At 68.0% G+C, this 19,826-nt stretch carries 24 protein-coding genes; 15 read left to right on the top strand and 9 right to left on the bottom strand.

The genetic code is table 11. The features are described from left to right. Positions 1-28 precede the first annotated feature (28 nt). From GRI99_RS02445 to GRI99_RS02435, 3 genes are read right to left on the bottom strand one after another with little or no spacing between them, the layout of a single operon-like run. A complete protein-coding gene (locus tag GRI99_RS02445; protein ID WP_160770401.1) occupies positions 29-745 on the bottom strand; it encodes a hypothetical protein in 717 nt (238 codons plus the stop codon). Further along, positions 742-1,071, bottom strand: coding sequence for a divalent-cation tolerance protein CutA (gene cutA, locus GRI99_RS02440; protein WP_337192831.1), 330 nt, complete (start codon positions 1,069-1,071; stop codon positions 742-744). Before cutA ends, GRI99_RS02445 begins: the two co-directional genes overlap by 4 nt. Next, on the bottom strand, positions 1,072-2,112 hold the full coding sequence (locus GRI99_RS02435) for a COX15/CtaA family protein (protein ID WP_160770400.1): 1,041 nt from the start codon (positions 2,110-2,112) through the stop codon (positions 1,072-1,074). A gap of 139 nt (positions 2,113-2,251) precedes the next feature. On the opposite strand from GRI99_RS02435, the gene GRI99_RS02430 reads away from it, so the two are divergent. The 5 genes from GRI99_RS02430 (at position 2,252) to GRI99_RS02410 (ending at position 5,526) form a co-directional block, all read left to right on the top strand. After that, positions 2,252-2,626, top strand: coding sequence for a MerC domain-containing protein (locus GRI99_RS02430; RefSeq protein ID WP_160770399.1), 375 nt, complete (start codon positions 2,252-2,254; stop codon positions 2,624-2,626). 13 nt (positions 2,627-2,639) lie between these two features. Then, positions 2,640-2,849, top strand: coding sequence for a sulfur carrier protein ThiS (thiS, locus tag GRI99_RS02425; RefSeq protein WP_160770398.1), 210 nt, complete (start codon positions 2,640-2,642; stop codon positions 2,847-2,849). Between the two features lie 43 nt (positions 2,850-2,892). Beyond that, a complete protein-coding gene (locus tag GRI99_RS02420) occupies positions 2,893-3,678 on the top strand; it encodes a thiazole synthase (protein WP_160770397.1) in 786 nt (261 codons plus the stop codon). A 162-nt stretch (positions 3,679-3,840) separates the two neighbouring features. Then, positions 3,841-4,368, top strand: a complete 528-nt coding sequence (locus GRI99_RS02415; protein ID WP_160770396.1) for a hypothetical protein — start codon at positions 3,841-3,843, stop codon at positions 4,366-4,368. 51 nt (positions 4,369-4,419) lie between these two features. Then, entirely contained in the window at positions 4,420-5,526 is a 1,107-nt protein-coding gene (locus GRI99_RS02410) for a calcium:cation antiporter (protein ID WP_160770395.1), read from the top strand. 9 nt (positions 5,527-5,535) lie between these two features. On the opposite strand, the gene GRI99_RS02405 is transcribed toward GRI99_RS02410, so the two are convergent. From GRI99_RS02405 to GRI99_RS02395, 3 genes are all read right to left on the bottom strand, one after another. Then, positions 5,536-7,332 carry an AMP-dependent synthetase/ligase gene (locus tag GRI99_RS02405; RefSeq protein ID WP_160770394.1) on the bottom strand — a complete coding sequence of 599 codons (1,797 nt, stop codon included), beginning with the start codon at positions 7,330-7,332 and terminating at the stop codon, positions 5,536-5,538. A gap of 100 nt (positions 7,333-7,432) precedes the next feature. Then, complete coding sequence (locus tag GRI99_RS02400; protein ID WP_237438074.1) at positions 7,433-9,241, bottom strand: gamma-glutamyltransferase family protein; 1,809 nt, start codon at positions 9,239-9,241, stop codon at positions 7,433-7,435. 10 nt (positions 9,242-9,251) lie between these two features. Next, positions 9,252-10,280, bottom strand: coding sequence for a quinone-dependent dihydroorotate dehydrogenase (locus GRI99_RS02395; RefSeq protein WP_160770393.1), 1,029 nt, complete (start codon positions 10,278-10,280; stop codon positions 9,252-9,254). Positions 10,281-10,719: 439 nt separating this feature from the next. Here GRI99_RS02395 and GRI99_RS02390 point away from each other — a divergent pair, with 439 nt between their 5' ends. Genes GRI99_RS02390 through GRI99_RS02345 form a run of 10 tightly spaced genes read left to right on the top strand, consistent with a single transcriptional unit; the run spans position 10,720 to position 17,572 of the window. Next, positions 10,720-11,142: an SUF system Fe-S cluster assembly regulator gene (locus tag GRI99_RS02390; RefSeq protein WP_160770392.1), complete on the top strand. Its 423-nt coding sequence runs from the start codon at positions 10,720-10,722 to the stop codon at positions 11,140-11,142. Beyond that, on the top strand, positions 11,139-12,617 hold the full coding sequence (gene sufB, locus GRI99_RS02385; protein ID WP_160770391.1) for a Fe-S cluster assembly protein SufB: 1,479 nt from the start codon (positions 11,139-11,141) through the stop codon (positions 12,615-12,617). Before GRI99_RS02390 ends, sufB begins: the two co-directional genes overlap by 4 nt. Then, positions 12,617-12,994: a hypothetical protein gene (locus tag GRI99_RS02380; protein ID WP_160770390.1), complete on the top strand. Its 378-nt coding sequence runs from the start codon at positions 12,617-12,619 to the stop codon at positions 12,992-12,994. The genes sufB and GRI99_RS02380 overlap by 1 nt, the downstream gene beginning before the upstream one ends. A 1-nt stretch (position 12,995) precedes the next feature. After that, a complete protein-coding gene (locus GRI99_RS02375) occupies positions 12,996-13,619 on the top strand; it encodes an endonuclease domain-containing protein (protein WP_160770389.1) in 624 nt (207 codons plus the stop codon). Next, complete coding sequence (gene sufC / locus GRI99_RS02370; protein ID WP_160770388.1) at positions 13,603-14,346, top strand: Fe-S cluster assembly ATPase SufC; 744 nt, start codon at positions 13,603-13,605, stop codon at positions 14,344-14,346. The genes GRI99_RS02375 and sufC overlap by 17 nt, the downstream gene beginning before the upstream one ends. Beyond that, entirely contained in the window at positions 14,343-15,092 is a 750-nt protein-coding gene (locus GRI99_RS02365) for a SufD family Fe-S cluster assembly protein (RefSeq protein ID WP_160770387.1), read from the top strand. The genes sufC and GRI99_RS02365 overlap by 4 nt, the downstream gene beginning before the upstream one ends. Continuing rightward, complete coding sequence (locus tag GRI99_RS02360) at positions 15,089-16,264, top strand: SufS family cysteine desulfurase (RefSeq protein ID WP_160770386.1); 1,176 nt, start codon at positions 15,089-15,091, stop codon at positions 16,262-16,264. The genes GRI99_RS02365 and GRI99_RS02360 overlap by 4 nt, the downstream gene beginning before the upstream one ends. After that, positions 16,261-16,749 (top strand): SUF system Fe-S cluster assembly protein, encoded by a 489-nt coding sequence (locus GRI99_RS02355; RefSeq protein ID WP_160770385.1) that lies wholly within the window; start codon positions 16,261-16,263, stop codon positions 16,747-16,749. The genes GRI99_RS02360 and GRI99_RS02355 overlap by 4 nt, the downstream gene beginning before the upstream one ends. Beyond that, positions 16,749-17,105 carry a HesB/IscA family protein gene (locus GRI99_RS02350; RefSeq protein ID WP_160770384.1) on the top strand — a complete coding sequence of 119 codons (357 nt, stop codon included), beginning with the start codon at positions 16,749-16,751 and terminating at the stop codon, positions 17,103-17,105. Before GRI99_RS02355 ends, GRI99_RS02350 begins: the two co-directional genes overlap by 1 nt. Continuing rightward, on the top strand, positions 17,102-17,572 hold the full coding sequence (locus GRI99_RS02345) for an SRPBCC family protein (protein WP_160770383.1): 471 nt from the start codon (positions 17,102-17,104) through the stop codon (positions 17,570-17,572). The genes GRI99_RS02350 and GRI99_RS02345 overlap by 4 nt, the downstream gene beginning before the upstream one ends. Here the strand turns inward: GRI99_RS02345 and GRI99_RS02340 are convergent, their stop codons facing one another. The 3 genes from GRI99_RS02340 to GRI99_RS02330 are packed head-to-tail and all read right to left on the bottom strand — an operon-like array spanning position 17,573 to position 19,782. Further along, on the bottom strand, positions 17,573-18,502 hold the full coding sequence (locus GRI99_RS02340) for a hypothetical protein (protein ID WP_160770382.1): 930 nt from the start codon (positions 18,500-18,502) through the stop codon (positions 17,573-17,575). It abuts the gene before it with no gap. Between the two features lie 59 nt (positions 18,503-18,561). Beyond that, a complete protein-coding gene (locus GRI99_RS02335; protein WP_237438073.1) occupies positions 18,562-19,059 on the bottom strand; it encodes a hypothetical protein in 498 nt (165 codons plus the stop codon). A 15-nt stretch (positions 19,060-19,074) separates the two neighbouring features. Then, the gene (locus GRI99_RS02330; RefSeq protein ID WP_160770381.1) at positions 19,075-19,782 is read right to left on the bottom strand and encodes an EI24 domain-containing protein; all 708 of its coding nucleotides are present in this window, start codon (positions 19,780-19,782) and stop codon (positions 19,075-19,077) included. Between the last annotated feature and the right edge of the window lie 44 nt (positions 19,783-19,826).

The raw sequence follows: 19,826 nt of genomic DNA, 5'->3' as shown, positions 1-19,826 counted from the left end.
CGGTCGGACCACCCGGTCCACATTGCGGTCAGGCGGCGAACAGTTCCCAGCGTTCGGCGCTGCGCCGTTCCTCGCCTTCCAGCTTGGTCACCACGTCCCGCGTAGCCAGCCGCATAAGGCCGGTCTCGGCGCTGCGCGTGGCAGCAAAGCGCACCACAACCTCGCCGGTCTGGCCCCAGGGCAGTTCGATTGCCTGGCGCTGCTCCTGATGTTCCTCGACGGGGGCGAAAAGGTCCAGCGGCAGGTAGGCCATGATGCCCGCGCTGCCGGCGCTCAGCGCATCGAGCAACTGGCCGATCTCCGCTCCCTGGTCGGGGAGCTGTCGGCGTGCCTCGTCCAGGGCCTGGCCCAGCGTCACATCGGGCGCTGCCGCTTCGCCGTCGACAATGCGGCCGGCGCGATCGAGCGCCAGCGGAAACAGCCCCCGCTCCACCCGCTGCTCTTCCATCCGGGCGATCGTGGACAGGCTGGCGGGTGCCTGCACCCGTGCGGCAACCTGCTCCCCGTCGACCAGAAAACCGCCCTCCCTGGCGCTGAAGCGCACCCGGAAATCCCGCGTCGCGGTCAGCACGATAGCGCCCGGCAGGGGGCGGACCACCGTCCGGCGATAGATCATGTCGCCCGAAGGCGGGGCGATTGTCGCAGCCTCCCCTGCGGCCAGCGCCTGGCGCGAGGCGAACAGCGGCAACAGCGACAACCCCGCCGCCGTCCGCAACACCGTACGCCTTGCCGTCGGAGGGTTCATGCCAATCCTGTTCCCGTCAGGCTGCCCAGCCAGTCGCGCGTGGCCGGGCCTACCTCGTCTGCCTTCCAGCCGATAATCGCAGGGGATTGGTACGAATGCAATTGCCCGAGTCGGGTGATCGTTTGCTGGCCCAGCGATTCGTTCGTCTTGGCGAGCAGGCCTACCTCGCGCGCCTCGCCCCGCTCGCCGTTCCAGACATAGAGCGAGATGATGCCCGGCAGGATGTTGGCGCAGGCGATCAGCCCTTCGTCCAGCAGAACCCCGGCCACCCGGCGCGCCTCCTCCTCATCGGGAAAGGGGCACCAGACCAGGAACCCCGGGGCCACCTAGCTGCCCGCCCGTTGCCGCCAGCCCAGCCGGTTGGCGGCCCAGGCCGTTGCCGCCACCAGCAGCGCGCCCACCACCTGGTGGGCCACGGCCAGCCACAGGGCCACCCCGGTCATTACCGTGGCGATGCCCAGGATGATCTGGATCCCGAAGGCGCTGTGGACCATGACCGATGCGGGCCGGTCCCCCGCCGCTTTCGAATGCCGCGCCAGCACCACCAGCGCGGCCACCGCCACCCAGGCCCACCAGCGGTGCAGCCAGTGGAGCAGGAAGGGATCGTGGGTAAAGGCATGGAGCACGCCCCGGTCCCATCCCGCCTGCGGCAGCAACTGCCCGCTCATCAACGGCCAGGTGTCGCTGGCATGGCCGGCATTGAGGCCCGCCACCCAGGCCCCCAGCAGCAACTGGATGAACAGGATCACCAGCGTCACCAGCGCCAGCGGGCTCAGCCGCGCCGCGGCGGCCGATGACTCGGCGTGCAGGTGCAGCAGGTCGCGCGCGGTCCAGATCAATCCGCCCAGGGTGAACAGCGCGGTCACCAGGTGGGCCGAGAGCCAGAAATGCGACACGTCGGTCATCTGCGTGTTGAGGCCGGAGCGGACCATCAGCCAGCCCAGCGCGCCCTGCAACCCGCCCAGCGCCAGCAGGGCCAGCAGGCGCGGCTTGTAGCCGGCGGGAATCGCCCCGCGCAGCCAGAACCAGGCCAGCGGCAGGGCAAAGGCCAAGCCGATCACCCGGCCCAGCAGGCGGTGGAACCACTCCCAGAAATAGATGAACTTGTAATCCGCCAGCGTCATGCCCTGCGGGCCGGCCACCTGCTGGAACTCGCCGATCTGCTGGTAGGCCTCGAACTCGACCTGCCATTGCGCCTCGTTCAGTGGCGGCAGCGTGCCGGTGACCGGCTTCCATTCGGTGATCGAAAGGCCGCTTTCGGTCAGGCGGGTGATCCCGCCGATACCCACGATCACGCCCACCAGCAGGGCAACGGCAAGCAGCCACGTGGCCAGGGCGCGCGGTTGCGGATTGGAACTGTGCGACATGGCCGGGCATCTGCGCCTGGGGGGCGCGAATCGCAAGACGGCTTTTGTATCAGGGGTGCGGGACGAAGCGGGCGATTGGTCAGGTCGAATCCGGCACAATCCGCTTGCGCAATGTTATAGCGTTACATACATGCGCCACATGGCTTCGATGATCAGCAGGATTCGTGACCGGCTTGACCGGTTGGGCGTGCTGCTGTCGTGCCTGTGCCTGGTCCACTGCGTGCTGGGCCTGGTGCTGGTGGCAGGCCTGGGGGTGGGTGCCGGCGTGCTGCTCGATCCCGCCATCCACCGCGTGGGCCTGGTGCTGGCCGTGCTGGTGGCCGCCGTCGCCATCGGCATGGGCGCGCTGCGCCACCGCCGCATGGCCCCCTTCGTGGTGGCGATGACCGGCCTCACTTTCATGGGCGGTGCCGTTGCCGTGGGCCACGGCACGGAAGAGGCGGTGCTGACCGTGATCGGCGTGGTCCTGGTGGCCGTGGGCCACATCCTCAACTTGCGCAAACCCGCGCGATAGCTACATCCGCGGCATGACTGCGGAACTGAACCTTACCGTCAACGGCGAACCGCGCCGCACCGGTGCCGCCACCGTGGCCGATTTCGTGCGCGAACTGGGGCTGAAGGTGGCCAAGGTGGCGGTGGAGTTGAACGGCGAGATCGCGCCACGCTCCACGCTGGAGGATGTGCGGCTCAATGACGGTGACGTGCTGGAGATCGTCCACTTCGTCGGCGGGGGGTAACTGGCCCTTGTCCTGCGGCCCCCATGCCGATACCGACCCTGCCATGACTGATACCGCCAGCACCGATACCTGGACCGTCGCCGGACGCAACTTCACCAGCCGCCTGATCGTGGGCACGGGCAAGTACAAGGACTTTGCCCAGAACGCGGCCGCCGTGGCAGCCAGCGGGGCCGAGATCGTCACCGTGGCCGTGCGCCGGGTCAACGTGATGGACCCCACCCAGCCGGTGCTGACCGACTATATCGATCCGAAGAAGATCACCTACCTGCCCAACACCGCCGGCTGCTTTACGGCGGAGGATGCGATCCGCACCTTGCGCCTGGCGCGCGAGGCGGGCGGCTGGGACCTGGTGAAGCTGGAAGTGCTGGGCGAGGCCCGCACCCTCTATCCCGACATGCGCGAGACGCTGAAGGCCACCGAAGTGCTGGCCAGGGAAGGCTTCCTGCCGATGGTCTACTGCGTGGACGATCCCATCGCCGCCCGGCAGCTTGAGGAAGCCGGTGCCGTGGCGGTGATGCCGCTGGGCGCGCCGATCGGCAGCGGCCTGGGCATCCAGAACAAGGTGACCATCCGCCTGATCGTGGAAGGGGCCAAGGTGCCGGTGCTGGTCGATGCCGGGGTTGGCACCGCCAGCGAGGCGGCCGTGGCGATGGAGCTGGGCTGCGACGGGGTGCTGATGAACACCGCCATCGCCGAAGCACAGGACCCGGTTCGCATGGCCCGCGCCATGCGCCACGCGGTGATTGCCGGACGCGAGGCCTATCTCGCTGGCCGGATGAAGACGCGCAAGTATGCCGATCCGTCGAGTCCGCTGGCGGGACTCATCTGATTGCGCGCGCCCATCCGGGCGCGTGATCATCGCCATGCGGGCAGCAATCTGCCCCGCTGCGGGCGGCTCCGCCGACCGGGCCAGGGCAATCAGGCAAGGCACAACACCAAATCTTAACCATGTTGCGCGAATCCTGCGTCCGTAACCGGCAGGAGGCCGCGCATGGCACGTTCGCAGACCGCATCGCTCAGCATCTCGGAAATGCGCGAGTTCGCCGGCTTCACGGCTGCCGAACAGGCCTTCATCACGCGAAGCCTGGATGTTTACATGGCGCGCGGCGATGCCTTCAAGGCCTGGGCCAGCGAATGCGGCAGCAGCGCCACCATCCGCGCCCAGTATATCGCCTATCGCGAATTGCGCGCCCTGCGGGAAAGCCTGCCGGCCGTGGTCGGTTTCGAAGGCCTGGCCCCGTGGCTGGGGCCGCTGGTGCGGATTGCCGCGCAGGACCTGGTGCAGGACCAGATTGCCAGCTTCTCGGCCTTCCGCTTCCTCTACGAACGGCTACTGGGTGCGGCTGCCCGTCCTTTCCTGCCGGCCGTGTTCTGCGCCGCCGCCGCCCTTCCCCAGGTGCGCCCGGGCCGCCGCAAGATGCTGCTGCAGTCGCTTAGCGAAGCCGCCGCCACCGCCCCCGGCTGGTCCGGGCGCGAGCCCGCCTTCTTCCCCGAAAGGATCGAGGATGAAGCCGCCTGACTGGCGGGTCCGCGTTTGCAATAGGGGCCTTTGCCGCCAATATAGGCGGTGATGCCAGGATCCAGCACCCCGCTTGCCCACCCGCTGCGCCGGCCCTTCGGCCTGCCCGCGTGGACGGTAATCGTGCCCCTGCTGGGCCTCGTGGCCCTGACCCTGGGTAGCGGCGGGCTGTTTTCCGCCATCAAGCTGGCGCTGTTGGGCGCGGCCATCATGGCGGCTGTCTATCATGCCGAGGTGCTGGCGCATTACCTGGGCGAGCCCTTCGGCACGCTGGTGCTGGCGCTGGCGGTAACGGTGATCGAGGTGTCGCTGATCGTCTCGATCATGCTCAGCGAAGGGGCCGGCGCGCAGGCGCTGGCGCGCGACACGCTGATCGCCGCGATCATGATCACCGTCAACGGCATCATGGGCCTGTGCCTGCTGGCCGGTGGCCGGCGGCACCACAAGCAGAACTTCACCCGCTCGGGCGTCAGCGCGGGGCTGGCCATGCTGGCGACGCTGTCGGTGCTGACGCTGATCCTGCCCAACTATACCGTCAGCGAGCGCGGGCCGTTCTACACCGATGCGCAACTGATCTTCGTCGCGGTGGTGTCGCTGGCGGTCTACGCCACCTTCGTGGTCGCGCAGACCATCCGCCACCGCGAAGATTTCCTGCATGTCGATCCGGCGGTGAAGAAAGCCGTCACTCACGCACCCGTTGTCCGCAGCCAGGCGCTTGCAGCCGGATTGTCGATGGTGGTCACGCTCGTGGTGGTCGTGCTGCTGGCCAAGAAGCTCTCGCCCGTGATCGAGAGCGGGGTGGCCGCCATCGGTGCCCCGCAGGCGCTGGTGGGCATCATCATTGCCGCCCTGGTGCTGGCCCCGGAAGGCTTTGCCGCCCTCGCCGCCGCGCGCCGGAACGCAGTGCAGACCAGCATCAACCTGGCGATCGGTTCGGCCCTGGCGTCGATCGGCCTGACCATTCCCGCCGTGGCGGTGGCATCGCTGGCTATGGGGCTGGAACTGGAGCTTGGCCTGTCGATGCGCTCCACCGTGTTGCTGGCCCTGACCCTGCTGGTGGCTACGCTGACCTTTGCCCAGGGCCGCACTACCTTCGTCCAGGGGGTGATCCACCTGGTGATCTTCGCCAGCTACCTGTTCCTGACGATCTTCCCCTGAGGGCAGTGATCAGTACAGCGCATCAAGCCGCGGCTGGTAGACCGCGCGGATCGGATTGCGGCGGATCTTCATCGTCGGGGTCATCTGCCCGTTGTCCACGGTGAACGGGCCATCGGCCAGATCGAACTTGCGGATCTTCTCGATCACCGAAAGGTCGGCATTGGTGCGGTCGACGGCGGCCTTGAGCGCTTTCAGGAAGTCCGGATTGCCCTTCAGGGTGGCCAGGTCGGCCGCTGCGCCGTTATCCTTTGCCCACTGCTTCACCCATTCCGGATCGGGCACCAGCAGGGCCACCATGAAGGGCCGCTTGTCGCCGCTGACCATGGCCTGGGCCACTTCGGGCTGCAGGGTCAGCATCCCTTCCAGCTTTTGCGGGGCGATGTTGTCGCCCTTGTCGTTGACGATGATGTCCTTCTTGCGGTCGGTGATGACGATGCGGCCGCCCTCGTCGATATGGCCGATGTCGCCGGTATGCAGCCAGCCATCGGCCAGCGCGGCGGCGGTCGCTTCCGGATTGCGCCAGTAACCCTGCATGACGAGTTCGCCCTGCAGCAGGATTTCGCCGTCGTCCGCGATCTTCACCTCCACACCCTTCAGCGGCGGGCCCACGGTATTGAGGCGGATGCCGGCGGAAGGCCGGTTGCACGAGGCGACGGGCGCGCTCTCTGTCTGGCCATAGCCCTGCAGCATCACCAGCCCCATCGCCTGGAAGAAGCCGCCCACCTCGGGGTTCAAGGGCGCGCCGCCTGATACCAGCGCCTTGATCCGCCCGCCGAACCGCGCGCGCACCTTGGGGCGCAGCGTCAGGTCAAGCAGCAGGCCGGTGAGGGTATCGGCAGGGGACCACTTGCGGGCGATCTGCCGCTCGCCCAGCCTGATGGCGCGGGCCAGCAGGAACTGCGCGGCGCTGCCCTGCTTCTCCACCGCCTTGATCAGCTTGTCGCGCAGGATCTCGAACAGGCGCGGGACCACGATCATGAAGGTCGGGCGCGCTTCCTCGAGGTTGCTGGACAGCTTGTCGAGCCCCTCGGCAAACCAGATGTCCGCGCCCAGCCCGATCGGCAGGTACAGGCCGGCGGTGTGCTCCAGCGCGTGGCTGAGCGGCAGGAACGAGAGGAACCGCTCCTCCCCCCAGCTGAAATCCTGGCTCAGGATCTCGCCCGCGCCTTCGATATTGGCCAGAATCGCGCCGTGCGGCAGCATCACGCCGCGGGGGCTGCCGCTGGTGCCGCTGGTGTAGATGATGCAGGCCATGTCCCGCCGGGTCACGCCCGCCAGTCGCGCCTCCACCGCCGCGCGCGCCGCATCTGCATCGCCCTTCAGCATATCGGGCCACTGGTGCACGGCGAAGCTGCCGCTCTGTGCATTCGCCATCGGCTCGATCGCCACCAGGTGCTCGGCCTGGCCGCTGCGCAGCATGGCCGAGACCAGCGGGCGGGCCAGCTTCTCGGTCGAGACGACCACGGCGCGCGCCCCGCTGTTGTCCAGGATGTGGCAGTGATCGCCCTCGGTATTGGTGGTGTATGCCGGGGTGGTGATGCACCCGGCGGCCATGATCGCCAGGTCCGCAATCGCCCATTCCGGCCGGTTTTCCGCAACGATGATCACCCGGTCCCCCGGGTTCAGGCCCAGCGCCACCAGCCGCTCGGCCATCAGGCACACCTGCCGCGCGGCCTCGGCATAGGAAATCGCGTCCCACCGGCCGTTGACCTTGGCGGTCAGGAATGGCTTTTCACCCTGCTCGTCGGCGCGTGCCAGGAACAGGCCCACCAGGCTCTGTGCCCGGGCAATGTCTTCCAGTTGCAAGGCTCGCGCCCTCCCTTCGCCGGCAGCGGTTATACGCCGTCCGGTAACCCGGGTAACTGATTAGGCACTGGCAGGTTTCCCCGCAAGGTCGGCAATTGGCTCAGCGATGGGCGGTATCGGGGCCGAGGCCTTCGGACTGGCCTTCCCCGGCGGGGCCGCTGGCGGGGGCAGGGGGAATCCGCACCAGCTCGGCCAGGCGCGGGTCCATTGCGGCGCGCCAGGTGCCATCGGCCTGCCGCAGCGCGCCGGTGGTGCGCAGCAACTGGTCGAACGGCTGCACGCGGGCGTGGCCCAGCCGCTGCAGGTCCGCCGTCAGGCCTTCCATCCAGGTGCCCTTCTCGACCAGCACGGTGCCGCCGCCCACGGCCATCACGAAGGGCAGGCCCAGCGCGTCTTCCAGCGGCAGGCCGAAGTCGACCACCGCGATGATCGCCCGCGCGGTCTGCGGCGGAATCAGCGCCCCGCCCGCCGCGCCCACGGCAAACAACGGGCGGCCATCGGGGTCATAGACCACGGTGGGCGTCATCGAACTGGCGGGCCGCTTGCCGCCGGCCACGGCATTGGCCACGATCCGCCCGTCGTTGGCCAGCGGGGCAAAGGCGAAATCGGTCAGCTCGTTGTTGAGGTAGAACCCGCCATAGACCAGGCCCGAGCCGAAGGCCCCTTCCACCGTGGCGGTCAGGCTGGCCATCTCGCCATCGCCGCCCACGGCCACGAAATGGGTGGTGCCCTGTTCGGGCCACGCCTGCCCTGCGCCCAGCGCCACGGCCACATCCTGCGGCTGGCCGGGGGCGACATCGGCAAGGGTGGTGGCGGGATCGATCAGCGCCGCGCGGCTGGCCAGGTATCCGCCATCCAGCAGGCCCGCCAGCGGCACCGGCACATGGTCCGGATCGCCCACGTAGAACTCGCGGTCGGCATAGGCCAGGCGCTGCGATTCGATGAACAGGTGCCAGGTGACGGGATTGCGCGGCCCCAGCGCAGCCAGGTCGAACCGTTCCAGCTGCTTCAGCATCGCCAGCAGCGCCACCCCGCCGGAACTGGGCGGGCCCATCGTGCACACCTTGTACAGGCGATAGAGCACGCACGGCGCATCGCGTTCGGCCACGCGATAGGCGGCAAGGTCCGCTGCGGTCATGCCGGGGATTGGCGTATCGGCGGCCACTTCGGCGGCCAGCCCTTCGGCAAAGGCCCCGTGATAGAAGCTGTCCGGCCCCTGCGCGGCGATCATTTGCAGCGACTCGGCCAGCGCGGGCAGGCGGATCACCTCGCCCGGCAGCGGGGCGCTGCCATCGGCCTTGTAGAACATCGCCCGCCCGTCGGCATCGCGCCCGCCGCGACTGGCAAACGTGGCCAGCGAGGCGCTGAGCCGCGGGGTCACGGCAAACCCGTCACGCGCCAGGGCAATGGCAGGGGCGAACAGGTCCGCCCAGGGCAGGCGGCCATGCTGGCGGTGTGCCTCTGCCACCAGCGCGACCGCGCCGGGCACGCCCACGCTGAGGCCGCTGAGCGTGGCCGCCATGCGGTTGCGGGGCGTGCTGCCGTCGGCTTCCAGGAACCAGCCAGTGGTGGCGGCTGCAGGAGCCACCTCGCGCCCGTCGAAGCTGTCCACGCTGCCATCGGGGCTGCCGATCACCAGCAGTCCGCCGCCGCCGATGCCGCTGCTCTGCGGCTCCAGCACGGCCAGGGCCAGCATCATCGCCAGCGCGGCATCGGTGGCGCTGCCGCCGCGCGCCATGATTGCCTCGCCGATCGGCCCCACGCGCGGATCGTTGGCCGCTGCCGCCCCGCCGGGGATGGCGGCGGGCGCACTGGGCGCGGGTGCTTCGGCAACGGTAGCGGGAACGGTGGCGCAGGCCGCCAACGCCAGCGGCGCAAGCGACAGGAAGAAGCGGCGCATTTTGTGCATCCGCGAAGTGCTATTCCGTTCCGACCGCTGCGGCAATGCTATCGAAGCCGTATTGACTCATCAGGCGTTCCAGTCCTGCGGTGATCTGCCGCGCGATGCCCGGCCCGCGATAGACCATCGCGGAATAGAGCTGGATCAGGCTGGCACCCGCGCGGATGCGGGCCCAGGCATCCTGCGCCGTGGCAATGCCGCCCACGCCGATCAGTGGCACGGCGTCGCCTGCCACGGCCCTGAAATCGCGCAACCGTTGCAGGGCCAGGTCACGCAAGGGCGCGCCGGACAGGCCGCCTGCCTCGCCCGCATGGGGGCTGTGCAGCGGGGGGCGGCTGATCGTGGTGTTGGACACGATGATCCCGGCCAGCCCGTGCTTGACCACCGCCTCCACGATCCGCCCCGGTGCGTCCGGGTCCAGGTCGGGAGCGACCTTCAGGAACACCGGGGGATCGCCCGCCTGCCGCTCGGCCGCAATCGCGCCCAGCAGGTTGGCCAGTTCCCGGTCTCCCTGCAGGTCGCGCAAGCCGGGGGTATTGGGGCTGGAGATGTTGACGGTGAGGTAGTCGGCCAGCGGGGCGAAGGTGCGGATGCCGGTGATATAGTCGGCCACGCGGTCCGCCGCGTCCTTGTTGGCACCCACGTTGATGCCCAGCACGCCCTGGCGCTTGCGGGTGGCCAGCCGGTCACGCGCCGCCGCCATGCCGCCGTTGTTGAAGCCCATGCGGTTGATCACCGCCTCGTCCTCGGCCAGCCGGAACAGGCGGGGCTTGGGATTGCCAGTCTGCGGACGCGGAGTGATCGAGCCGACCTCGGCAAAGCCGAAGCCCAGCCCCAGCAGGGCATCGGGTACCTCGGCATCCTTGTCATACCCGGCGGCCATGCCCACCGGGTTGGCGAAGGCGATGCCGGCCACCTGCGACGCCAAAGGCCCGTCCGGGGCAGCGGGTGCGCCTTCGGGCAGCAGTTTCAGCGCGGCCAGGCTGATGCCGTGGGCGCGTTCGGGGTCGAGGGCGAAGATTGCCGGGCGGAGCAGGCGGAACAGCATGGGCGGCCTATGGCAAAGCCCGCGCGCTGTGTCCAATCGGCCACGCATTACAATCTGCGACAAACCTGACACCCTATTTCACGATTTGGCGCGGGTTCCTGTCGCTTCCATACAATTTCGCCCGAAACCGTTCTGATAGTGGCTTCCCTGCGACCCGAAGGGCTCGGCGCGTTGACGCGACGGGTTCTCGACTTTCAAGGGGCGGCGCCTTCGGGGGCCGCCCTCTTTTTTTGCTGCGTTGCAGACCACCCGCCCCGCCTCCCCGCCGGCCACCATATCCTGATGGTGCCATTGGTGGCCGGCGGGGAGGCGGGGCGAGTGGTCTTGTCCCGCAAGAATGCTAACGACTCGCAACAAGCATTTGCCGTTGAATCGCTTCGCTCCCCTACCTAGGTGGCAAATCGGAACGAATCACTCCGATTAACCGGGAAGCACCGTAATGCGCCTCTCATCCATGGCCGATTATGCCGTCGTCACGATGTGCGCCGCCGCGCGCCACTGCGGCTTTTCGCGCGTGTCCGCCGCCGGGCTGGCGGAAGAGACCGGCGTGCCCCTGCCCACGGTGCAGAAGCTGGTGAGTGCCCTCACCCGCGCCGGCCTGCTGCGGGCGATGCGCGGGGCCGGGGGCGGCATCCAGCTGGCCCGCCCGGCGGCGGCGATCAGCCTGGCCGATATCGTTGAGGCGATCGAGGGCCCCATCGCCCTCACCGCCTGCGTGGAAACCGGCAAGCACGATTGCGCGCTGGAGGGCAGTTGCGGCGTGCGCCCGCACTGGGGTGTGGTCAACCGCGCCATGCGCAGCGCGCTGGAGGATGTGAAGCTGTCCCAGCTTGCCCGCCTGCCCGAAGGAGTGGCCGCATGACCGAAGATGTGCTGCAGGATCAGGCCGCCCGGGAAGCCGCCGCGAAGGTGGCCGACTATGAACACGGCTGGTCGGCAGAGATCGAGACCGACTTTGCCCCCAAGGGGCTGAGCGAGGATACCGTCCGCTTCATCTCCGCCAAGAAGAACGAGCCGGAATGGATGCTGGAATGGCGCCTGAAGGCCTTCCGCCACTGGCTGACGATGGAAGAGCCGAACTGGGCCAAGCTGGGCTATCCGCCGATCGACTACCAGGACGCCTATTACTACGCCGCGCCGAAGAAGAAGGCCGAGCTGGGTTCGCTGGAGGAGCTCGATCCCGAGATCAAGGCGGTCTACGACAAGCTTGGCATCCCCGTAGCCGAGCAGGAAGTGCTGGCCGGCGTCACCGGCGCGCGCAAGGTGGCGGTGGACGCGGTGTTCGACAGCGTCAGCGTCGCCACCACCTTCCGCAAGGAGCTGGAAGCGGCGGGCGTGATCTTCCGCTCCATCAGCGAGGCGATCCGCGAATACCCGGACCTCGTAAAGAAGTGGCTGGGCCGCGTGGTGCCCATGCAGGACAACTACTTCGCCACGCTCAACTGCGCGGTCTTTTCGGACGGCACCTTCGTCTACGTGCCCGAAGGGGTGCGCTGCCCGATGGAGCTGAGCACCTATTTCCGCATCAATGCCGAGAACACCGGCCAGTTCGAACGCACGCTGATCGTGGCGGATAAAGGAAGCTACGTCTCCTACCTGGAAGGCTGCACCGCGCCGATGCGCGACGAGAACCAGCTGCACGCCGCCGTTGTGGAACTGGTCGCGCTGGACGATGCCGAGATCAAGTATTCCACCGTGCAGAACTGGTACCCCGGCAATGCCGAAGGGGTGGGCGGCATCTACAACTTCGTCACCAAGCGCGCGTTGTGCCAGGGCAAGCGCAGCAAGGTCAGCTGGACGCAGGTTGAGACCGGTTCGGCAGTTACGTGGAAGTATCCCAGCTGCGTGCTGAATGGCGAGGACAGCGTGGGCGAGTTCTACTCGGTCGCCGTGACCAACAATTACCAGCAGGCCGATACCGGCACAAAGATGATCCACAACGGCAAGAACAGCCGCTCCACTATCATCTCCAAGGGCATTTCGGCCGGCAAGAGCAACAACACCTATCGCGGACTGGTGCGCGTGGCGGCCAATGCGGACGGGGTGCGCAACTTCACCCAGTGTGACAGCCTGCTGCTGGGCGACCAGTGCGGCGCGCACACCGTGCCCTATATCGAGGTGAAGAACCCCAGTGCCCAGATCGAGCATGAGGCGACCACCAGCAAGATCAGCGACGACCAGCTGTTCTACGCCATGCAGCGCGGGCTGGGGACCGAGGAGGCGGTGGCGCTGATCGTCAACGGCTTTGCGAAAGAGGTGCTGAAAGAGCTGCCGATGGAGTTCGCCGTCGAGGCGCAGAAGCTGCTGGCGATTTCGCTTGAGGGGAGCGTGGGGTGATGTTCTCGCTGCTTCTCCTGGCCGCCGCCACACCAGCCGCCGCCGAGTTCAATGGGACTTTGGCGCCATATGTGCACTGCCTGCGTACCCAGAGTCGCGAACCGGCAGCGCCCGATGATTCTACAGGTGAGTTTTCGCCAGAACGCTGGCCGGCCGCAATTATTCCCAGCTTTGCTACGGCCATCCGGTATTGCGAACCCCTGCGCGCCCCGGCGATGGAGCGGGCCCGTGAGATCGTTCGCGCAAGGCACCCCGACTGGGAGCCGGACTTTGTCGAACAGGCCGCGCAGCGAATAATGGCTCGGATCGAACTGCGGATGATCACGGTTAGTCTTGAGCTGCCAACTACGTCGCATGGCGAGATCGAAGATTGGTGAAATGACTGAACGCAAAACCCTCAAGCTCCCCACCCCCGGCGAGGACACCCCCGCCGAGGCCCCCGCGCTCAAGAAGAAGGGCCGGGGTTGGGAGATTTCCGAAAAGCGGCTCGACGTGCTGCACGAACAGGCGCGCGAGCTGCGGCGGCATCCCAGCGAGGCGCACAAGGCGCTGGCGGAGAAGTTCACCGGCGCTGACCTGGGCCGCTATACCTTCAAGCGCTTTGCCGTGGTCGGCAGCGCGATCGTGGATTTCAACTGCCACAACCTCGGCATGGCCATCGTCATCGACGAGGAGGGGCAGAACGAGACGCTGGCCAAGCGGCGCGACAAGAGCCTGGAATCGGTCGGCATCCGCGTGATGCGGCTGGCGGCGAAGGACATCCTCGAAAATATGGACGATGTGCTCGCCCGCATCACCGCCGGGATGCGCCTGCGCATTGCCGACAAGGGCACCGCGCGCCGCCGCCACGAGGCCGAAAACCCGCGCCAGACCAAGCCGCGTTATGACCGCGACGGCAACGGCCCGCCGCGCCCGCACAGCCCGCGCCCGTCTGGCCCCCGCTCCACCACGCCCGGCACCAAGCCCGCATCCGGCAGGACCCCCTATGCTCGCAATAAATGACCTCCACGCCACGGTTGCCGACAAGGCGATTCTCAAGGGCCTGTCCCTCCAGATCAATGCGGGCGAAGTCCACGCGATCATGGGGCCGAACGGCGCGGGCAAGAGCACGCTGGGCTACACGCTGGGCGGCCGTCCGGGTTACGAGGTAACCGGCGGAACTGTGACCTTCCAGGGCGAGGACCTGCTGGACCTTGAACCGCACGAACGCGCCGCGAAGGGCCTGTTCCTGGGCTTCCAGTACCCGGTGGAAATCCCCGGCGTCTCCTTCGTCCAGTTCCTGCGCGAGGCGGCCAATGCCCAGCGCAAGGTGCGGGGCGAGGCTCCGCTCAGCGGCGGCGAATTCCTTAAGCTGGCGCGCGAAAAGGCGGGCCTGCTGAAGATGGACATGGACATGCTGAAGCGCCCGGTGAACGTGGGCTTCTCCGGCGGCGAGAAGAAGCGCGCCGAGATGGTGCAGATGGGCATTCTCGACCCGAGGCTGGCGATCCTGGACGAGACGGACAGCGGCCTCGACATCGATGCCCTGCGCATCGTGGGCGATGGCATCAACGCCATCATGCGCAGGCCCGACAAGGCCGTGCTGCTGATCACCCATTACCAGCGGCTGCTCGATTACGTGAAGCCAGACTTCGTGCACGTGCTGGCCAATGGCCGCATCGTCAGGACCGGCGGGCCGGAACTGGCGCTGCAACTGGAAACCGAGGGCTACGAGGCGGTCGCCGCATGACGCTGGCCGCCACCCTTCCCACCAACCGCGACGAGGAATGGCGCTATGCCGACATTCCCGCTGTTACGGCGCTGGGTGCGGATGCGCTCGACGCGTGGCATGTGCCCGTGCTGGCCCCGGGCGAGGTGCGGACGAAAGACCTGCTGCTGGATGACAGCGCCCCCGGCCTCCACCGCGTGCGCATCACCGTGGGCGCGGGCGCGCGGGCGGAGCTGTTCGCGGTGATTTCCGCCAGCAGCTACACCCGGCTGGAGGTCGAGGTAACGCTGGGCGAAGGCGCACACTTCGAATTCGGCGCCGTGACCATCGGCGGCGGCGACGTGGTGCGCGAGGCGGTGACGCGCGTGCGCCATGCCGAACCGAGCGCCACCAGCCACCAGGTGATCCGCGCGGTCCACTGGGGGCAGGCGACCGGCAACTTCCTGGGCCGGATCGAGGTGGCGCGTCATGCGCAGAAGACCGATGCCGAGCAGGACTTCAAGGGCCTGATCCTCGAGCGCGGCGCATCGGCCAATGCCCGCCCCGAACTGGAAATCTACGCCGACGACGTAAAGTGCGCCCACGGTGCCGCCATCGGCCAGATGGATGCCAACGCCGCCTTCTACATGGCGAGCCGGGGGATTGACCCGCAGGCCGCAAAGGTCCTGCTGGTGCGCGCCTTCATCGCCGATGCCCTTGCCGCGAAGGACGATAGCGAGGCGCTGCTGGATGCCGCCCTCGCCGCGCTGGAAGGGGCGGCGCTGTGAGCGTGACTGACACCCTCACCCGGCGTACCGACTTCCCCGGCCTCGCGGGAGGCTGGCACTACCTTGATTCCGCCGCCACCGCGCAGAAACCGCAGGCGGTGATCGATGCCATGTCCGCCGCGCTGGGCAAGGATTACGCCACGGTCCACCGCGGCGTCTATGCCCGTTCGGCTAACATGACCCTCGCCTTCGAGGCCGCGCGGCGCACCGTGGCCCAGTTCATCGGCGGGCGCGAGGAGGAGCTGGTCTTCACCCGCGGCGCGACCGAGGCGATCAACCTGATCGCCCGGTGCTGGCCCAAAAAGGGCCGCGTCCTGCTGTCGGTGCTGGAACACCATTCCAACATCGTCCCCTGGCAACTGAACGGCTGGCAGGTCGATGTCTGCCCGCTGACCGCCGATGGCCGGATCGACCTTGATGCGGCCGAGGCCATGCTGACCCCCGAGCACGAGATGGTGGCCCTGGCCCATGTCTCGAACGTGCTTGGCAGCGTGCTCGACGTATCCCGCGCGGCGGAACTGGCGCATCGCGTGGGCGCAAAGCTGCTGGTTGATGGCTGCCAGGCCGCGCCGCGCCTAAAGGTAGACGTCGCCGCGCTCGATTGCGATTTCTATGCCTTCTCGGCCCACAAGGTCTATGGCCCCACCGGCATCGGCGCCCTGTGGGGCAGGGCCGACCTGCTGGACGCGATGCCGCCCTACCAGGGTGGCGGGGCGATGATCGACAAGGTGACGTTCGAGCGCACCACCTTCGCCCCGCCGCCGCAGCGGTTCGAGGCGGGTACCCCGGCAATCACCGAGGCGGTCGCCTTTGCCGCTGCCTGCGATTACGTCAGCGCCATTGGCCTTGACCGCATCCACGCCCACGAAACCGCGCTTGTGGCGCAATGCCGCGCGCTGCTGGGCGCGCGCAACGATGTGACGCTCTATGGCCCGGAGGACAGCGCCGGCATCGTCAGCTTCATGATGGATGGCGTGCATCCGCATGACCTGGGCACCATATTGGACGAGGAGGGCGTGGCCATCCGCGCCGGGCACCACTGCGCCCAGCCGCTGATGGAGCACCTGGGCGTGCCCGCCACCGCCCGCGCCAGCTTTGGCCTGTACAGCGATGAAACCGATCTTGCCGCATTGGTCCGCGGCATCGAACGCACCAAGAGGATCTTCGGATGAGCGAGCACCAGACCGAAAAGGGCTTCAGCGTGGAAGAGGTGGCCGAGGCTCCCAAGCCGCCCCGCGCCACGGTGGACCAGGCGATCGAGGAATCGGCCGGCCAGAAGCTGGAGCGCAAGCGCGATTACCTGGCGGGGTTCCTGGCGCAGAAGCCGGCGGACGTGGCCAGCACCGAACCGGGCGGCGACCTCTACGAAGCGGTGATCGATACGCTGAAAGATATCTACGATCCGGAAATCCCGGTGAACATCTATGACCTGGGCCTGATCTATGGCGTGGACGTGTCCACCGATGGCGACGTGGCCGTGACCATGACGCTGACCACCCCGCACTGCCCGGTGGCAGAGACCATGCCGGGCGAGATCGAGATGCGCATCAACGGCATCCACGGGGTGCGCGATGCCACGGTCAACATCACCTGGGATCCGCCGTGGGATTCCACCAAGATGAGCGATGAGGCCCGTCTAGAGTTAGGAATGTTGTGATGACCGAACTGAAAAGCCGCGCCCGCCCCGCCGCCGTGCTGCTGACCCCGGGCGCCGAACAGCGCATTGCCGACCTGATGGCCAAGGCCCCCGCCGACGCGATCGGCGTGCGCCTGTCCACCCCGCGCCGGGGCTGTTCGGGCCTGGCCTATTCGGTCGACTACGTGACCGAGGAGAAGGCCTTCGACGAGAAGATCGTCACCCCCGGCGGTACCTTCTATATCGACGGTGCCAGTGTGCTCTACCTGATCGGCAGCACGATGGACTGGCGCGAGGACGATTTCACCGCCGGCTTCGTGTTCGACAACCCGAACGCCAAGGGTGCCTGCGGCTGCGGCGAAAGCTTCATGGTGTGACTGCGGCGCGGGTAGAGGTTTCGACCTTCCTGCCCGCCCCGGCCGAGCGGGTGTGGGACATGGTCCTGCAACCGGCCACGCTCGCCCAGGTCTCGGCCCCGTTGCTCCGCTTTGCCCCGCGCGCGGGGGCTTTCCCCGAACGCTGGACGGCGGGCGAATACCAGATGGGCGTGAAACTGTTCGGCCTGATCCCGCTGGATGACCAGATCGTGGGCATCGAATTTCCCCCGCAGCCTGCCAGCGGCTTTGCCCTGCGCGACAACGGCCGCGCCTGCGCGCGCGATGGCGGGCCGGGCGGGCTGATAACCCGGTGGGACCACCTGATGCTGGTGCAGCCGGAAGGCACTGGCACGCGCTATACCGACCGGGTGGAGGTGGCGGCGGGCGCACTCACCTTCGCGGCAGCGGCCTTCGCCCGCACGCTCTATCGCCACCGGCAGACAAACTGGCGGCGGCTGTTCGCCTGATTACTGCTGTTCGATGAAGTCCAGCAGCGCGCGGTCGTATTCATCGACCTGGCCGTTGGCGGCGATCTGCGCGTCCAGCCATTCCTGCTCGTAAGGTACGATGGCTTCTGCCGCACTCACCTGCTCCTCGCGGCTCGGGGCGGCAGTGCGCTTGCCAAAGACCACGCCGAACACGTTGGGCACCTCGCGCGCCATTTGCCCCATGAAGCGGCCCAGTTGCGGCTTATTGTCGGCCACGAAGGCTTCCAGTTGCAGCATCTTCTCGCGGCTGACATGCGCCGCCTCGTTGGCATAGCCCATCAGCGCATTGCCCACGCCCTGCACGAAAATGGCCTTGAATTCCGGCGCGTTGGCCTGGTGCAGGGTGGCATCCTTCAGGCGGAACAGCATCTCCGCCTCGCGCAGGGATACGGCCCCCGGCTTGTCGCTGGCCGAGCCGAACACCACGCGGCGCAGCATGATCGCCTCGGCCGGCGTCACGTGCGTATCGGCCAGTTCGCCACCATCGCGCGTGGGGCCGGTGCCGGTCAGCACGGCCGCCTCGATCACCTTCAGGACATAGACCTTCAGTGCGTCCGGCACGCCCAGGCCCTTCTCGATCACCTGTACCAGCAGCTCCAGCTCGGTCATCGAGCAGACCTTGCCATCCGCCTCCACCATGCGGATCAGCCATGCGGCTTCCTCGTCACTGGCATAGCCGCGCGGCTCGCTGCCGTTCAGCACGAAGTTGCGCAGCGCTTCCACGAAGAAGTCGCTCCACACCGGCGACGGGTTGGCGGTGGCTTGCTGCAGGGCGAAGATCGCCTCGGCCTCCTCGCGGGCGATGTGGCCATCGGCCCAGCCGGACTGGCGCAGGGTCAGCACTTCGGCATCGGAAATCGCGCCATCAAGCGCGGCCTGCTGGGTAAGGTGGGCGAATTGGGCGGTCATGGTCGGCTGTTCCCCGTCGGATTTGGGAAACCGTGTGCCGCAACAGCCTTAAATTCGCGTTACTCCCGCTCGCCCTCGATGGCGGGGCCGTCCCGGCGTTGCCCGCGCGTTTCGCGCAGGGCCTGCATGCAGGCCAGCAGGTCCACCGCCGCCCCGTCGCTGGCGCGGCGGGCTTCTGCCCAGGTTGAACGCGGCTCACCGCCCGGCTGCAGCGGGTAGAGGAACACGTCCAGCACGCAGGGCGTATCGGCAAACTGCAGCTTGCGCGCATCGCTCTCGGTCACGTCCAGCCGGGGCTGGCCGAACTGGCGGATCAGGTGGTTGGGGCCTTCGCGGATCACCCCGTCAAGGCCGGGGCCGCGCATGATCTGCGGCGGGATGAAGCCGGGTGCGGGGGGTGCGGCATCCTCCACCGGGCGCTGGCCGGGGATCGGCTGCACCACCGGGACGGAGACCGGCGCGGGGGGCGGCCCGGGCGCGGGTGCCGGGGTGGCGCAACCGGCCAGCAAGGCTGACAGCGCAAGCGCCGGACCAAGGCGAAACAGCATTACTCGCATATCAGGACAGGCATATCAGGAGAGGGACTTTCGATGAACCAGATGGGCCGCAGCCGCCGCGCCCAGCACGGGGGCCAGCAGCGCCACGAAGGGCAGGGCCAGCAGCAGGGTAATGGCCCCGCCCAGCACCAGCCGCTCGCCCTGGCCCACGGGGTGCAGGCCCGGCTGGAACCGGGGATGGGCATGGGCATGGCGCTGCCACACCATGTCGGCCAGCTCGCGCCCAACCAGCAGGGCGTTGACCAGCCAGAACAGCAGCGCCGGCCCGATCCCGGTGGCCATCAGCAGCAGCGCCAGCGGCAGGGCCAGCAGGTTGAACAGGAGCGCGCGGCCCGCCGCCACCAGCGAGGCGCGCAGCCCTTGGACAAACGACAGGTCGCGCGCGGCGCTGGCGGCCTGCGGATAGTGCCGCTGCTCCACCGCGCGAACCACGTCCTCGGCAAAGAAGCCGATCACCGCCATCGCGATGATGCGCCAGCCCAGCCACAGCCCCAGCAGGGTCAGCGCCAGCGAGGCCAGGCCACGCAAGGCACCGCCACCGGCCAGCACCTGTTCGTCCAGCCCGGCCCACGCCAGCAAGGCATCCAGCCCCCACCACAGGGTCACGGCCAGCAGGGCGAACAGCAGCAGGCTTACGCCCAGGCTCTTGCCCAGCACGCGCAGCACCCGGCCATCGCCCAACTGGCGCAAGGCAAGCAGCAGACTGGTGAGAACAGGGGGCATCAGGCCTTGCGGTTGCGGCGGGTTGCGGGCAGGTCAATTGCACC

The organism is Alteraurantiacibacter buctensis (assembly GCF_009827655.1).
Classification (GTDB): domain Bacteria; phylum Pseudomonadota; class Alphaproteobacteria; order Sphingomonadales; family Sphingomonadaceae; genus Alteraurantiacibacter; species Alteraurantiacibacter buctensis.
Note: the sequence above shows the minus strand (reverse complement) of the source record. Positions and strands in the feature narration are given on the sequence as shown.

What these genes read in the sequence shown, in the direction of transcription:
- GRI99_RS02350 (WP_160770384.1), top strand. Translation starts at nt 16,749, where the DNA reads ATGACCGAACTGAAAAGCCGCGCCCGCCCCGCCGCCGTGCTGCTGACC.
- GRI99_RS02380 (WP_160770390.1), top strand. Translation starts at nt 12,617, where the DNA reads ATGTTCTCGCTGCTTCTCCTGGCCGCCGCCACACCAGCCGCCGCCGAG.
- sufB (WP_160770391.1), top strand. Translation starts at nt 11,139, where the DNA reads ATGACCGAAGATGTGCTGCAGGATCAGGCCGCCCGGGAAGCCGCCGCG.
- GRI99_RS02400 (WP_237438074.1), bottom strand. Translation starts at nt 9,241, where the DNA reads ATGCACAAAATGCGCCGCTTCTTCCTGTCGCTTGCGCCGCTGGCGTTG.
- sufC (WP_160770388.1), top strand. Translation starts at nt 13,603, where the DNA reads ATGCTCGCAATAAATGACCTCCACGCCACGGTTGCCGACAAGGCGATT.
- GRI99_RS02430 (WP_160770399.1), top strand. Translation starts at nt 2,252, where the DNA reads ATGGCTTCGATGATCAGCAGGATTCGTGACCGGCTTGACCGGTTGGGC.
- GRI99_RS02415 (WP_160770396.1), top strand. Translation starts at nt 3,841, where the DNA reads ATGGCACGTTCGCAGACCGCATCGCTCAGCATCTCGGAAATGCGCGAG.
- GRI99_RS02355 (WP_160770385.1), top strand. Translation starts at nt 16,261, where the DNA reads ATGAGCGAGCACCAGACCGAAAAGGGCTTCAGCGTGGAAGAGGTGGCC.
- GRI99_RS02445 (WP_160770401.1), bottom strand. Translation starts at nt 745, where the DNA reads ATGAACCCTCCGACGGCAAGGCGTACGGTGTTGCGGACGGCGGCGGGG.
- GRI99_RS02335 (WP_237438073.1), bottom strand. Translation starts at nt 19,059, where the DNA reads ATGCGAGTAATGCTGTTTCGCCTTGGTCCGGCGCTTGCGCTGTCAGCC.
- GRI99_RS02395 (WP_160770393.1), bottom strand. Translation starts at nt 10,280, where the DNA reads ATGCTGTTCCGCCTGCTCCGCCCGGCAATCTTCGCCCTCGACCCCGAA.
- GRI99_RS02375 (WP_160770389.1), top strand. Translation starts at nt 12,996, where the DNA reads ATGACTGAACGCAAAACCCTCAAGCTCCCCACCCCCGGCGAGGACACC.
- GRI99_RS02330 (WP_160770381.1), bottom strand. Translation starts at nt 19,782, where the DNA reads ATGCCCCCTGTTCTCACCAGTCTGCTGCTTGCCTTGCGCCAGTTGGGC.
- GRI99_RS02340 (WP_160770382.1), bottom strand. Translation starts at nt 18,502, where the DNA reads ATGACCGCCCAATTCGCCCACCTTACCCAGCAGGCCGCGCTTGATGGC.
- GRI99_RS02420 (WP_160770397.1), top strand. Translation starts at nt 2,893, where the DNA reads ATGACTGATACCGCCAGCACCGATACCTGGACCGTCGCCGGACGCAAC.
- GRI99_RS02410 (WP_160770395.1), top strand. Translation starts at nt 4,420, where the DNA reads ATGCCAGGATCCAGCACCCCGCTTGCCCACCCGCTGCGCCGGCCCTTC.
- GRI99_RS02365 (WP_160770387.1), top strand. Translation starts at nt 14,343, where the DNA reads ATGACGCTGGCCGCCACCCTTCCCACCAACCGCGACGAGGAATGGCGC.
- GRI99_RS02435 (WP_160770400.1), bottom strand. Translation starts at nt 2,112, where the DNA reads ATGTCGCACAGTTCCAATCCGCAACCGCGCGCCCTGGCCACGTGGCTG.
- GRI99_RS02390 (WP_160770392.1), top strand. Translation starts at nt 10,720, where the DNA reads ATGCGCCTCTCATCCATGGCCGATTATGCCGTCGTCACGATGTGCGCC.
- thiS (WP_160770398.1), top strand. Translation starts at nt 2,640, where the DNA reads ATGACTGCGGAACTGAACCTTACCGTCAACGGCGAACCGCGCCGCACC.